The 13500-nt window shown below is 40.4% G+C and carries 12 protein-coding genes; 7 read left to right on the top strand and 5 right to left on the bottom strand.

All coding sequences use genetic code 11. The annotated features are described in order from the left end of the window. Positions 1 to 332 precede the first annotated feature (332 nt). Positions 333 to 1667 (bottom strand): IS701 family transposase, encoded by a 1335-nt coding sequence (locus AACU33_RS31720; RefSeq protein ID WP_096594261.1) that lies wholly within the window; start codon positions 1665 to 1667, stop codon positions 333 to 335. Positions 1668 to 1818: 151 nt separating this feature from the next. On the opposite strand from AACU33_RS31720, the gene AACU33_RS31725 reads away from it, so the two are divergent. After that, positions 1819 to 1968, top strand: a complete 150-nt coding sequence (locus AACU33_RS31725) for a molybdopterin cofactor-binding domain-containing protein (RefSeq protein ID WP_339376404.1) — start codon at positions 1819 to 1821, stop codon at positions 1966 to 1968. Between the two features lie 52 nt (positions 1969 to 2020). Continuing rightward, entirely contained in the window at positions 2021 to 2473 is a 453-nt protein-coding gene (locus AACU33_RS31730; protein WP_339376531.1) for a molybdopterin cofactor-binding domain-containing protein, read from the top strand. A gap of 40 nt (positions 2474 to 2513) precedes the next feature. On the opposite strand, the gene AACU33_RS31735 is transcribed toward AACU33_RS31730, so the two are convergent. Continuing rightward, a complete protein-coding gene (locus AACU33_RS31735) occupies positions 2514 to 3608 on the bottom strand; it encodes a hypothetical protein (RefSeq protein WP_096594263.1) in 1095 nt (364 codons plus the stop codon). A gap of 341 nt (positions 3609 to 3949) precedes the next feature. Here AACU33_RS31735 and AACU33_RS31740 point away from each other — a divergent pair, with 341 nt between their 5' ends. Beyond that, on the top strand, positions 3950 to 4447 hold the full coding sequence (locus AACU33_RS31740) for a DMT family transporter (RefSeq protein ID WP_096594264.1): 498 nt from the start codon (positions 3950 to 3952) through the stop codon (positions 4445 to 4447). A 54-nt stretch (positions 4448 to 4501) separates the two neighbouring features. After that, a complete protein-coding gene (locus AACU33_RS31745) occupies positions 4502 to 5320 on the top strand; it encodes a 2Fe-2S iron-sulfur cluster-binding protein (RefSeq protein WP_096594265.1) in 819 nt (272 codons plus the stop codon). Between the two features lie 334 nt (positions 5321 to 5654). Here the strand turns inward: AACU33_RS31745 and AACU33_RS31750 are convergent, their stop codons facing one another. After that, complete coding sequence (locus AACU33_RS31750) at positions 5655 to 5990, bottom strand: rhodanese-like domain-containing protein (protein ID WP_096594266.1); 336 nt, start codon at positions 5988 to 5990, stop codon at positions 5655 to 5657. Positions 5991 to 6139: 149 nt separating this feature from the next. On the opposite strand from AACU33_RS31750, the gene mutL reads away from it, so the two are divergent. Continuing rightward, the gene (gene mutL, locus AACU33_RS31755) at positions 6140 to 7843 is read left to right on the top strand and encodes a DNA mismatch repair endonuclease MutL (protein ID WP_096594267.1); all 1704 of its coding nucleotides are present in this window, start codon (positions 6140 to 6142) and stop codon (positions 7841 to 7843) included. Positions 7844 to 7972: 129 nt separating this feature from the next. On the opposite strand, the gene nagZ is transcribed toward mutL, so the two are convergent. Further along, positions 7973 to 9073: a beta-N-acetylhexosaminidase gene (nagZ, locus tag AACU33_RS31760; protein ID WP_096594268.1), complete on the bottom strand. Its 1101-nt coding sequence runs from the start codon at positions 9071 to 9073 to the stop codon at positions 7973 to 7975. 133 nt (positions 9074 to 9206) lie between these two features. Next, complete coding sequence (locus tag AACU33_RS31765; RefSeq protein ID WP_096594269.1) at positions 9207 to 10442, bottom strand: septal ring lytic transglycosylase RlpA family protein; 1236 nt, start codon at positions 10440 to 10442, stop codon at positions 9207 to 9209. 701 nt (positions 10443 to 11143) lie between these two features. Here AACU33_RS31765 and pds point away from each other — a divergent pair. Then, positions 11144 to 12583: a 15-cis-phytoene desaturase gene (gene pds, locus AACU33_RS31770; RefSeq protein WP_096594270.1), complete on the top strand. Its 1440-nt coding sequence runs from the start codon at positions 11144 to 11146 to the stop codon at positions 12581 to 12583. After that, positions 12567 to 13499: a 15-cis-phytoene synthase CrtB gene (gene crtB, locus AACU33_RS31775; protein WP_096594271.1), complete on the top strand. Its 933-nt coding sequence runs from the start codon at positions 12567 to 12569 to the stop codon at positions 13497 to 13499. The genes pds and crtB overlap by 17 nt, the downstream gene beginning before the upstream one ends. Position 13500 lies beyond the last annotated feature (1 nt).

The following is a 13500-nucleotide window of genomic DNA, read 5'->3' on the forward strand; positions in this document are numbered from 1 at the left end:
TTTTTTGCAACTTTAGTATCAGCAATACCTTCGCCAAAATCCATAAGGGTTAAGATTTTTATGCTCTTGTTGTGTCCTAATTGCCGCCCATCTAAAATTGTCACAAGACCCAGCAGCAGTGCAAACGACCTCCATACACAGAACTGGAGAGTATTTAATCCGTTATGCAAAGAATCGATGCTGTTTACCACGTTCGCGGGGAATCAGAATTTGTAGATGATATGCCCCCACCAGCCGAAATCCTTTATGCTGCTGTATTCGCTTCTCCAGTAGCACGCGGAAAAATCTTATCCATCTTTTGTTACTTCAGGGAAAGAAAAATAGTCAGAAATTCAACTGGCGATGGGGAAACTGATTGGAGAAGCACGAAAATCATTCATGAAACCAATTAATTTCAAAAAGCAACGTTTCATGCCAGGAATGTTAAAGACTGTGAGCCAAGGTTGAATCAAACAGTAAAAAATATATGGTTGAATAATCAATCTTAGGTTATTTAAGGCACTCTTCCATGTAGTGCCGGATTCCCAGTAAGGATGTTTGCTATATACAGCAAGATTAGAGTCTGTACAAGTTGATACTCCCACAGTAGATGTTGTGCTTGATTGCTGATGAAATTGGAAGTAACTGGCTTGAATACTGACTAATAGATAGGCACTAAAAATAATTTCCCACCACCGTTCAATACTAGCATAATCAGTTAGGCGGAAATCAGCCCAACCCAATTCGTTTTTGACTTGTTTAAAGCCATATTCAATCCAATTTCTTAAACTATAAAGTTGCGCTACATTACTTGACCAGTCAGTTGATAAATTAGTCATGATGTACCAACTTTCATCTCCAGTTGGGTCAGGGGTATTGGTCTTACTGATTTGGTAATATAAGAGACGGCGACGTTGGCCAAAAATAATTTCTCTCTTGTAACGAGTTTCTGCTGGCCGTCCTGAAAGGTTTTGCTGATAAGCTTTCCATCGGTTATAACGTTTTCGGCTTCCTGGTGGCATTAACACTCCATGATTGGAGCGAATTGCAACGATAAACTCCAGTTCTAACTTTTCTAGATAGCTGATTACAGCTCCACTTTCTCCGTACAAACTATCCGCTAAAACTAACTTGATTTTAAATCCCCATTCTTTCAACTCTTGAATAATCTCTATTGCTATTTGGGGTTTACTCTTATATTCATCTCCTGATTTCATGCGGTTTTTAGGCTTAAATATTTTAAACATTAATGGATAAGTAATCCCATCTACTACCCCATAAGCATTTACTGATACTATTCCATTCTCTGTCTTGCCTAAATTTCCAATATATTGGCGAGTTACATAATCTGTTGCTTTCCCCTTTTTCTTGTCTTCTGTTTCGTCAATACATAAAATTATTTCTCTTTCTCCAATCAATATTTTTGTTAACCACAGCCTAATTTCTCTTAACTTTTTGACATCCCACAGTGCATCTCTCAAAAAATGATGTAGTGATTGACCGTCTTTTAACCCTGCTATTTTCGCTATCTCTGGTAGCGATTTATTCCGGATTTCTGAGAGCATTCCCAAGTGTAAATATTTGAATGCTTCAAAATTTCTTACATCCTCAAATAATGAATCATAGTGTTGACAGTAGTTATCGATGAATGCGACTGTGCTTGCTGCCTGTCTGCGTGGCGTAACCATCCCCTTCAATTACTGTTTCCGATTTCCTTCCTGATTATACTCCTCCCGTAGTAACAAAAGAGGGTTATACCGTTTCACTTTAAGATTGATATACATAGGCAGCAGGGGGCAGGGAGCAGGGAGCAAGGGGAAAGAATTAGAGATTCATCATGTGTATCAGGTATTTCGTGAAATGGTCTTAGCGTTAGATACACAAGCAGCGCTGGCTGCTTGGCATCTACAAAAGCCAGTGGAGTTGGTGTTGTCCCGCTTAGACGATTTGAAAATGACCGGAAAACGCCACCCCAAAGTTAGAATTTGACTGCATCAAAGAAAAAGGACACCCCTTTGCTTACCATGTCTGCGGTACAGCAATTGTTGAGGTAACGCTAGATTGCCTGCGAGGAATTTATCAGATAAATGCGGTAAAGATAGTACATGATTTAGGGCGATCGCTAAATCAGCTAGTTGATATTGGGCAAGTAGAAGGCGGACTTATACAGGGTTTAGGTTGGATGACAATTGAAGATTTACAGTTTAATGAAAAGGGGCAATTACTATCTAATAATCTGGCAAATTACAAAATACCTGATATTTACTTTGTACCAGAGCAAATCGAAATGAAGTTTTTAGAGAATGCAAATGAATCTCCTGCACCCTATGGTTCCAAAGCCATAGGAGAACCACCGTTAATGTATGGGATTGGGGTATTTTTTGCGATTCGTCAGGCTATGCGGGCGTTTCAACCTCAGATGGAGTTTGCATTCACTTCTTCGCTTACACCAGAAAGAGTTTTGTGTGAGTTATATGCAGATTTAAGTAGTTGAGCAAGTTGGCAAGGTTCATGACATAGGTGTATTGGCAGGGTTAATGATTTATCATTAAATGATTTAATATCTGAGTTGCTATAATTTCTTGATTGGTCAAACCAAGAAATAAAATTTCTTCGTCTACAACAGCCAGACTAAGTTTCTTCTGCCTTTTAATAACTTCTAAAGCTGTTTTATTCGAGGAATGTTTTATAATAAAAGATGTTTCTATACCCTTAACAATCTTAGTTAGTTGAGCAAAATTTTTGTCTTTTTTATAATTGTTGATATTACTGACAATTTCTTTGCCGATCGAGTCATTTTTTATTGTCTGTATTATCCATTGTTGGTTTTTTGCTATATATTTTTCTTTTTTCTCTTGACTCTTAATTTGATAAAGCAACTTTTTGGCATCGATATATCCTTTGAATTTGTCAGATTCGGTAAATATTACATACTTCATTGAGGCATATTGAATTAATGTTTCTAGATAGACTTCTAAAGTATCTCTTTGATAATCTAATGATTCGTCAGGAAACAATTCTATCTTAAGCACGGGTATTTTATCTTTATTGTCTGTTTTTTCTACAAATTTATCCATAATTTCATGTAAATGAGATAGCGAGTCTTTTTGAATTTTCCATGCTTCAAGATATAGTAGATTTTCATCTGCTTCTTGAAAATATACCTCTTCATTAAACTGGACTTCCAACCCTCCCCAGCCTAACTTTTTTATATGAAATAGTTGAATTAATTCAGATATTTTTTTTCTTTTACTCCAAATAAAAAAATACAAAATTATGACTAAAAATAAAATGAAAATTAAATTGCTTAAAGGTGGAAGGATAATTTTTTCAATCTCTAGCCAGGAATTTCCATCTTTCTGTGTAAGCTCAATTCTTTGAACTGGCGAAGTATTAGTAACATAAACTCCTCTATCTTTTGTTTTTTTATCGTCAATATTTTTATATAATTGCTGTTGCCAGTCCTGGTGATACAATCTAACAACAAAATCACTGGTCTCCAGATTCAGATCCTGAAGGGATTGTGCAACCGATGGTAAGGAAAGGCTAAATGTAGAAGCTATGACTAAACTAGCAATGGATAAACTTTTGGTTACTTTTCTTGAGAGAGTTAATGATTGGATTGTCATTGCTACTTGCCCTTTGATTTATGAAGTTTAATAGAAATTTGGTCTAGGTTGAATAATCTTCACAGTTGCAAAGAAACTACTATCTTCTCTCAAAATAAATTGTATAACCTTTAATTAAATTATCTCTATTTCTTGAGGCCAAGATAATTAGAAATATAAAACTGTGTAACAATTGACGAAGCAGATAACATAAGGTAGATACTTTGGTATTCTAAAATCTGCTAATTTATGTAACACATTACTTTTGATAAAATGCGAATCCAAACTGGAACGTCAAAATCACCCGTGCGATCGCTCTTGGTTTAAACAGCAATCTGCCAAATACTTCTCATCCACCCTGAATGAAAGACCCCATTTCCTCCCAAGAACAAGCTTCCATGCCAGTGATCGCAGTTTTAATCGCCCTTGGTCTTTATATCCTATTTGGAGGAAATCAGGTTGCTAGTAAAGTAACATTAACAGCTTTTCCACCGTTATTGTGTGGTGCGTTTGCCTTTACTCTATCGAGTATCACTCTCTGGATTTATGCTCAGGTTTGCTCTATCAATTTACAACCACCCTCAAGGTTAGTTTGGCGATCGCATTGCATATCTGCTGTGTTATTTATATTGTTCAATGCTACAGCTTTAATTGGGCTAAAGTTTACCTTAGCAAGTAGAGCCAGCATATTTTTAGCAATTCATCCATTTTTTGTTGTAATTTTTAACCGCTTAAGTCCGAAAAAAGAACGAATTAGTAGGGGACAAATCATCGGTTTATGTATAGCATTTATGGGTGTTTTGATTGTATTTAGCGATCGCCTTACTCCTCAAGCTGGAGTTAGCTGGGTTCTATCTTAAAATATTGGCAAAGAGCCAAGTTGAAATTTAGATAGCAACTCGCTCTCAGTCGCTATGGTTGCTCAAATTTGTTTTTTACTCAACAATCGCGAAGTTTGCACTTCACAAGCTCCTAGCACTACAGTACTAGATTATTTGCGTCAGACTGAAAAATTGATTGGTACTAAAGTTGGTTGTCGTGAAGGTGGATGTGGTTCTTGTACAGTCCTTTTAGGCGAACTTAAAGGTGAATTTGTTGATTATAAAGTAGTTGTATCGTGTTTATTGCCTTTAGCCGAATTACAGGGAAAACACTTAGTAACAATAGAAGGTATAAATCAATCGCAACTTACTGTAGTACAGCAGGCGATCGCAGATTTTGGTGCAACGCAATGCGGCTTCTTTACGCCTGGTATGGTCATGTCCCTAACTGGATACTTGTTGGCGAGTAAAACAGAAGCCAGTGAAGATGGTATAAAACAAGCCTTGAGTGGTAATCTTTGTCGCTGTACGGGTTACGCTTCTCTAAAGCGAGTAGGTAGTTTTTTAGTAAAACTATTTGGTAATAGTAAAAAATTAACTATTGCAGATTTAATTGCCCATAAAGTAATTCCCAAATATTTTCAAAATGTCCCACTGCGTTTATCTAATTTAGCCACAACAACTTTAGAGAATGGGAAAGCAACGCCAGATTTATTAATTGCAGGAGGGACTGATATTTATGTAGAACAAAGCGATGTCATTCGAGATTCTAAAGTATTGTTTTTAAATCACTCTTCAATTCCAGAAATGCAAGGAATTTCTTGCTATGAGAATCAGATTCACATTGGCGCACTCACGACTTTTTCAGAGTTTGCTACCCATCCAGAAATTATCAATTTGTTAGGACGTTAAAATGTGGTAGATGCAATGGCAACTCTTATAGTTTACGTCCTAAACTTGATGGCTATAGCTATAAAAGATTTGTATGGAACAAATTGATGCCATCTACCATTTCTGAGGGAAGCCAAAGTTTAGAGATCGTCTCCTTCAGCAGCAGAAATGCTTTATGCACCTGTGTTTGCTTTGCCAATAGCACATGGAAGAATCTTAGCCTGAGACACGCCAGCGAAGCAGCCTGTGGATAATGCGATCGCGCATTTACGTAATTCACATTAGGCGTAATTAAAAAAAACTGTACTGCACAACGTGCAGTACACAGAAACCAAACAATATTAACAAACAATAATTAAGCACTAAAACCTTCTGTAGCACCACCGGCGGCTTTCCAACCAGCAAGACCACCTAAGATTGAAGAAACTTCAGCAAATCCAGCAGCCTTTAATGCTTGAGCAGCATTAGCTGATTGTTGATCGTCCGCGCCATAAACATAGATATGGCGTTCTGCGTGCAAAGAAGATTTAGCTCTTTTTGCTAGTTCATCTAAGGGGATGGGAATTGCTCCACTAATATGACCTTGATTGTAGGTAGGGCGATCGCGCACATCGATAATTGTCAAAGCTGGGTGTCCCCATTCCAAACGCAGCTTTAGATCGTGCGCATCAGTCACTAAATTGGTACTCATCGGCATTTTCCGCTTATAACCTTAAAAGCAATCTATCAAAGATCTAATTTTGATCGATATTTCTTTACAATTAATAAAAATTTTTTTTGAACGGTAAACAAAATTGCTTATTCTATTCAGTGGTTGGCTGTTCGCCTAAACTGTAATATATGACATCTACTATTCACGCTTTACCAACAGAAGTCGTATATCTAATTACAGCTGGAGAGGTCATCGACTCTTTAGCCTCTGTCGTGCGGGAATTGGTAGAAAATTCCCTTGACGCAGGCGCAACCAGAATTTCAGTTTCTTTGTGGCCGCAGCAGTGGCGTGTTTGCGTAGCAGATAACGGTTGCGGAATGAACTTAGATGATTTGCAAAAAGCCGCTGCAACTCACAGCACCAGTAAGATTTATAGTTGTGCAGATTTATGGAAAATTAGCAGTTTAGGATTTCGTGGAGAAGCACTGCACAGTTTGACCAATTTGGCAAATTTAGAAATTTTAAGTCGTCCGGCCAATGAAAATTTCGGATGGCGGGTGACTTATAGTGATTGCGGGAAAGTTGACAAAGTAGAAATAACTGCGATCGCTCCTGGTACAGTGGTGACAGTCTCGAATTTATTTGCCAATTGTGCCGCCCGGCGTCAGGGTTTACCGCCAGTAGCCCAGCAAATGAAAACCGTGCAAGCCACAATTCAACAAATTGCCCTGTGTCATCCTCACGTTACCTGGCAAGTTCGGCAAAATGACCGCGAATGGTTCACCATTTATCCAGCTGCATCAATTAAACAATTACTACCGCAGTTTCTACCTCAAGTTAAAGAAGCTGACTTACAGCAAATTCAACTAAAATTACCCAATCCTCCCAACTCAGAACTCACAACTCACGACTCCGCACTTACATTAGTAGTAGGATTACCCGATCGCTGTCATCGTCATCGTCCAGATTGGGTGCGTGTAGCGATTAACGGCCGGATGGTCAAAACACCCGAACTTGAGCAAACAATTTTAGCAGCATTTCATCGGACATTACCACGCGATCGCTATCCAGTTTGTTTGTTACATCTTGTCATTTCTCCCGATCAAATTAACTGGAATCGCAACCCAGCAAAAACAGAAATTTACCTCAACGAAGTTAGTTATTGGCAAGAACAAGTTACTCAAGGAATTGAGCAAGCACTCCGCCTCAGTTCAGCCAATATTAAAGAGGCAGTTCACATAACGCGAGTTAGTAAATTACTCAAAGCCGCAGAAGCCAAAGGCGGTTACAATTTCAATCCAAAAAATCCCAACGAAGGCGATAATAATCAGCAATCAGGACTCAACAATCCTTACTCTTTAAAAGCAGTGGCTCAAGTCAGCAACACTTATATTGTGGTTGAACATCCTGAAGGAGTTTGGTTAGTAGAACAGCATATAGCTCACGAGCGAGTTTTGTACGAGCAAATATGCGATAACTGGCAACTTATCCCCGTCGAACCTGCAATAATTCTCTATCAATTATCCCCAAAACAAGTAGCACAATTACAACGCATCGGTTTAGATATAGAAACCTTTGGCGAACAACTTTGGGCAGTTCGGAATATCCCGGCAATGTTGCAAGAACGAGAAGACTGTGCCGACGCAATTTTAGAACTCAGTTTAGGCGGCGATTTACAAGCAGCGCAAGTAGCGGTTGCTTGTCGCAGCGCCATTCGTAATGGAACACCGATGAGTTTGCCAGAAATGCAAACACTTTTAGATCAATGGCAACGCACTCGTAACCCCCGCACCTGTCCCCACGGACGACCAATTTATTTATCATTAGAGGAGTCTGCTTTAGCGCGATTTTTCCGGCGAAATTGGGTGATTGGCAAGAGTCACGGGATTTGATTTTAGAACCAGAAATCTTTAGTCAAGCTTACATACGATTTTTAATCGTTATAGATTAGCGATCGCATCCCAAAACCATTATGCAGGTGATTTCAGTATGAGAATTTTCTGAAAACACCTGCTATTGATTTAAAATCCTACTTCTTGAAAAGAACAAGCGATCGCTAATTCAGCGTGTTCTTTGAGCGTATCGCGATCGAGAGTATGAACGAGATACTGGGGAGTCACAGCCAGTAGTTGATCGATTCTGTTCCTAGCTGCTGCTACTACTGATTCATCTAAGCTACCGTTACTGAGAGAATCTGCAAAATCTTTGGCAATGTGATAGGTACGTTCCAAAGATGATGAATTAATGTTACGCGAGACAATAAATAAATCGCAGCCAGCATGAATTGCCCGCGCTACAGTACCTTCCTGAGTAAACATATCTGAGACTGCTTTCATATCTAGGTCATCAGACACAACTATGCCCTGAAAACCCAGTTCTTCCCGTAATATGGCGTTGAGAATGCCTGTGGAAAGTGTTGCTGGCACATCCGGGTCGATTTTGGGAAACAGGATATGGGCTGTCATAATCAAAGGCACCTGTTCCTCAATTAAAGCTTTGAAAGGTATAAGTTCTCGATTTTGCAGGTCTTCTGTAGTCAGATGCAATACTGGTAATTCCAGATGCGAGTCTTGGCTGGTGTCGCCATGACCGGGGAAGTGCTTGGCACATCCAAGAATTCCTGACTCCTGAAGTCCGAGGTAGTATTCCCGCACTGCTTTAGCAGCTGTTTCGGGAGTCGTACCAAAGGCGCGAGGGCCAATTACCGGATTTTGCGGATTGGAATAAATATCTGCTACAGGTGCCCAGGATATGTTTACGCCCAGAGATTTTAGTTCTACGCCTGTTGCTTTTGCTACCTGACGCGATCGCGATTGTAACAGCAAAGCGTGAGGAAAACGGGTAATTGGCAAAGGTGTACGCACAACCCGACCGCCTTCATGGTCTAGGGTAAAAAACATGGAATCGCGTTCGGCGTATTGTCGTATCTGGTCGATCAACTCCCTATAAGTTTGTAACCAAATTTCATAGGCAGCGCCATCGAGAAAATTTTTAGCGAAAAATATTACCCCAACTGGTTGCAATTCACTCAGTGCGCGTTTATCGTCGTCACTTAATGTCGTTCCGGAGACACCGAGAACTAAATGATGCCCAAAGCCCTGGAGATGCTGCGTTACTGACATAACGTTTTACCTGTGGCTATCTATTTAATAGGATTTAATTTCTGATACCAGAGGTATGGTAATTGCTAGTAGCTATTTATGCAATCAGCTATTAGCAATCGGCCATAAGTAATTAGCAATAATCACGACCCGATTAAAAGTCGGAAACTAATGCCAATTGTTTGGCAGGCTTGGATTTTATGATTTTGGAGTTAGCAGCTTTCAAGGTCATTTTGGGTTGATTACTTTGCAAAATCACTGCTTCGTAGGGCACTACTCCAGCAATTTCGCTGTCGAGACAACGTGCTGCTGCTTGTGATAGATCTAAGCTGCGAGGTTGAATATAGGGGCCGCGATCGTTCACTCGCACAATGACAGCTTTTTTTGTTTTTAAGTTTGTCACCTGCAAATATGTATTAAAGGGCAGGGACTTATGGGCTACTGTCAATTCGTTTTGGTTGTATATCTCGCCGTTTGCTGTTAAACGACCATGAAAATAGCCCCCATACCAAGAAGCTAACCCAGATATTTTTTTCGTAGAAGGGGTCACACCATACATTTCCCTCTGCCCTTCCACTAGTGTCAGCTTTGGTGCTTTGAAAGCAGAACGCAGATTATTAATCCACTCAATTGCTAACAGGTCGCTACTGCGATGGAACCTTCGAGAAATTTGTTTTTCAATTCCCCATAAAAAGCGATTACCTGCCATTAACGCAGGTATACCATCGACTAAAGCAGGCCGTAATTGATGGGCATCTAAGTTGGGTGATTTAACTAGGGGGATTAAGCGTTGTTGCATTGACTTGGCAGCACTTTCTGTGGGTAAAGTCGCAACTAGACGGTTATTGACCCAGACTTCATACTTGTTTTGGTCTCGATGAACTACCAATACTGGTAAGGAAGCAGACATAAAATTCTGCTCAATAGAAGTAGCAAAGCTGAAGAAATCTTGCAGCGATCGCAAGATTTTATTTGATAAAAAATCTTGAGTTAGAGAACCAGAGTTAATTATTGTTCCAGATGACAAACCGCTAGCTGTTTGAAAAATAGCCTGCTTTGTACCTATCTCTTGCCCCGAACTACAAAGATGTTTTTGGCTAATTTTAGCTGCTGTATTATTCGCAGTCTGCGGTTGCTCTAAATTTGTTTTGGTTTGCCGATCGCCCCAATCTATTCTTAAAAATCTTGTAGGCAGCAACGTCGCGTTCCAAACATTTCTCGGCTGATTCGGTCGCACAAACAATGGGCGATGCTTACTTACAAATTTGCCCAAATTCTCTGAAACTTTTGTAGGTAATACGTTTGGTGTATAACTTGGTGGTAAGTTTTTGCTAAATGTCAAAAAAGAACTAATCCAAGATGTCATCCAAAGGAATTCAATCAATATCATGTCGGTTTAATGTCCAAGTAACTGCACAATTCAACAGTGCACCCCTGGTTTTGCTAAACAACATTTTTTGGCTACGAAATTAAAATTTTATTCTTTGAATCAGAAAAAAATCCTCTCAATTTATTGGCAAAATCCTGAGCGATCCCCAGCAGGGATCATCATATCTTGTTGTTCGTAAATAAACAAATAAAACTTTTAGATATTGTTTTGAATTATTAGTCTGTTTTAAATTTAAATTTTTTATAATTCACTTTCATTGCTCAAAAAAAACTGCACAATCATTTATTTAGCAAGGATATAAATACTTAAATTTGAATAACATAAGTATTTATTTTTACAATTAACATTTATTTTTTAAAACAAAATATATCGAAAATTGACCAGTAATTTTCTGCAATTGAGCAATCTGGGTGAAACTCAATTTCAGTAGATTGGTAAAAAATCAACTATGGGTACCTAAGCAAGAAACTTAGAGCCTGAAATCAGAAACGTGAAATTTTTGCAGGCTATGACTGGAAATCAAAATAATCTTTACCAGGCATCGCAAAAAACCCAAATTAGCAGTCCTGAATAGTGATTTGCTAGAAGAATTCAAAGTTTTTTTGCGATGCGATCGCACAAAGACTGATAAATGTAACAGATTGCAACGTATAATGAGAACGGCAAAACGATTAAGAAATATTGAAGAGCAGTAGGGTTAAATGCGAGTAGCGATCGCGGGAGCGGGTCTAGCAGGACTTGCCTGCGCAAAATATCTCACAGACGCGGGTCACACTCCCATCGTCTTGGAACGCCGAGACGTACTGGGCGGTAAAGTGGCAGCGTGGCAAGACGCTGACGGAGACTGGTACGAAACAGGTCTGCACATATTTTTTGGGGCATACCCCAATATTTTGCAGCTATTCAAAGAACTGGGGATTGAAGATCGCTTGCAGTGGAAAGAACACACAATGATCTTCAACCAGCCCGAAGCCCCAGGCACATACAGCCGTTTTGATTTCCCAGATTTGCCAGCACCCTTAAATGGCATAGTGGCAATCTTGCGAAACAACGATATGCTGACCTGGCCAGAAAAAATTCGTTTTGGCATTGGTTTATTACCAGCAATGGTGCAAGGGCAAAAATACGTAGAGGAAATGGACAAATACTCTTGGACGGAATGGCTGCAAAAGCAAAACATTCCCCTACGAGTAGAAAAAGAAGTTTTTATTGCCATGTCTAAGGCATTAAACTTCATTGGCCCAGAAGAAATTTCCGCTACTATTTTGCTAACAGCCCTCAATCGTTTCCTCCAAGAAAAGAAAGGCTCAACCATGGCCTTTTTAGATGGTTCGCCAACAGAGCGATTGTGCCAACCGATAGTAGATTACATCACCGAACGGGGTGGGGAAGTCAGATTAAATGCCCCTTTAAAAGAAATTTTGCTCAACCCCGATGGCACCGTGAGGGGATTCTTGATTCGGGGATTAGATGGGGCCGAGGATGAAGTTTTCACCGCAGATCTTTACGTATCTGCCATGCCTGTCGATCCTTTGAAGGTAATGCTACCGACTCCTTGGAAGCAAATGAAATTTTTCCAGCAGCTAGATGGCTTAGAAGGAGTTCCAGTAATTAACCTCCATCTCTGGTTTGATCGCAAGTTAACAGAAATTGACCACTTACTATTTTCGCGATCGCCCCTCCTCAGCGTTTATGCTGATATGAGCAATACCTGCCGTGGATATGCTAACCCCGATCGCTCAATGCTGGAATTAGTTTTAGCACCGGCAAAAGATTGGATCGCCAAATCCGATGAGGAAATTGTCGATGCAACCCTTGCTGAACTAGAAAAACTCTTCCCCGACCATTTTGGTGGAGACAATCCAGCAAAGTTGCTGAAATATCATGTGGTGAAAACGCCGCGTTCAGTTTACAAAGCAACTCCTGGTCGTCAACAACACCGTCCTTCGCAGAAAACCCCGATCGCCAACTTCTATCTCACAGGGGATTACACCATGCAACGCTATTTAGCCAGTATGGAAGGGGCCGTACTTTCTGGTAAGCTGACAGCGCAGGCGATCTCTGAAGCAGTCCCGGTGGCAAATGCCTCAAACCCGCAAACGCTAACAAGATCGCCCGCAACGAATGCTGCAACTGCCTGATTCACCCCCGCGCATGAAAACGCTGGTCTCTGTAGACGATTCCTACAAACTTTGTCGGCAACTCATAGCCAAGTATTCCGCGACTTTTTACCTCAGCACTTTGCTCCTGAGCAAAGAAAAGCGTCCCGCTGTTTGGGCAATTTATGCTTGGTGTCGCCGTACAGATGAACTGGTAGATGGCCCTGCCTCTGCTATGACCACGCCAGAAACCCTAGACCTATGGGAGCAGCAGCTAGAATCAATTTTTGCTGGCAACCCAGTCGAAAATTTTGATGTAGCTTTAGCCGATACTATCCAGCGCTTTCCAATAGACATACAGCCTTTTCGGGATATGATTGCCGGACAGCGGATGGATTTATACCGCAGTCGTTATGAAACTTTTGAGGAGTTATACCTTTACTGTTACCGTGTCGCAGGAACTGTCGGCTTAATGTCTACAGCAGTCATGGGGCTGGATAATACCACAAATACAGCCCCGTGGAATCGCGAACAACAGCCTTATATTCCCGTGAAAGAAGAAATAGCTCTGGGAATTGCCAAGCAACTAACCAATATCTTGAGAGATGTTGGAGAAGATGCTCGGCGAGGGCGAATTTATCTTCCTTTAGAAGATTTGGCACGATTCGGCTACACCGAACAAGACTTATTTAAGGGTGTGGTAGACGATCGCTGGCGTTCCCTGATGAACTTCCAAATTACACGAGCCAGAGACTTTTACCGCAAAGCAGAAAAAGGAATTTCCTACCTATCTGCTGATGCTCGCTGGCCTGTGTGGGCCGCATTAATGCATTACAGCCAAATCTTAAACGTCATTGAACGCAACGATTACAATGTGTTCACCGAGCGTGCCTACGTCCCCCAGTGGAAAAAACTGCGTACTCTACCACTGGCTTGGATGCGATCGCAAGTGTTATGAA

Origin of the sequence: Calothrix sp. NIES-2098 (assembly GCF_963875125.1) — a bacterium.
Lineage (GTDB): Bacteria > Cyanobacteriota > Cyanobacteriia > Cyanobacteriales > Nostocaceae > Aulosira.

Coding starts and splice junctions, on each gene's coding strand:
- AACU33_RS31720 (WP_096594261.1), bottom strand. CDS start 1,667: ATGGTTACGCCACGCAGACAGGCAGCAAGCACAGTCGCATTCATCGAT.
- AACU33_RS31735 (WP_096594263.1), bottom strand. CDS start 3,608: ATGACAATCCAATCATTAACTCTCTCAAGAAAAGTAACCAAAAGTTTA.
- AACU33_RS31740 (WP_096594264.1), top strand. CDS start 3,950: ATGAAAGACCCCATTTCCTCCCAAGAACAAGCTTCCATGCCAGTGATC.
- AACU33_RS31745 (WP_096594265.1), top strand. CDS start 4,502: ATGGTTGCTCAAATTTGTTTTTTACTCAACAATCGCGAAGTTTGCACT.
- AACU33_RS31750 (WP_096594266.1), bottom strand. CDS start 5,990: ATGAGTACCAATTTAGTGACTGATGCGCACGATCTAAAGCTGCGTTTG.
- mutL (WP_096594267.1), top strand. CDS start 6,140: ATGACATCTACTATTCACGCTTTACCAACAGAAGTCGTATATCTAATT.
- nagZ (WP_096594268.1), bottom strand. CDS start 9,073: ATGTCAGTAACGCAGCATCTCCAGGGCTTTGGGCATCATTTAGTTCTC.
- AACU33_RS31765 (WP_096594269.1), bottom strand. CDS start 10,442: ATGATATTGATTGAATTCCTTTGGATGACATCTTGGATTAGTTCTTTT.
- pds (WP_096594270.1), top strand. CDS start 11,144: ATGCGAGTAGCGATCGCGGGAGCGGGTCTAGCAGGACTTGCCTGCGCA.
- crtB (WP_096594271.1), top strand. CDS start 12,567: ATGCTGCAACTGCCTGATTCACCCCCGCGCATGAAAACGCTGGTCTCT.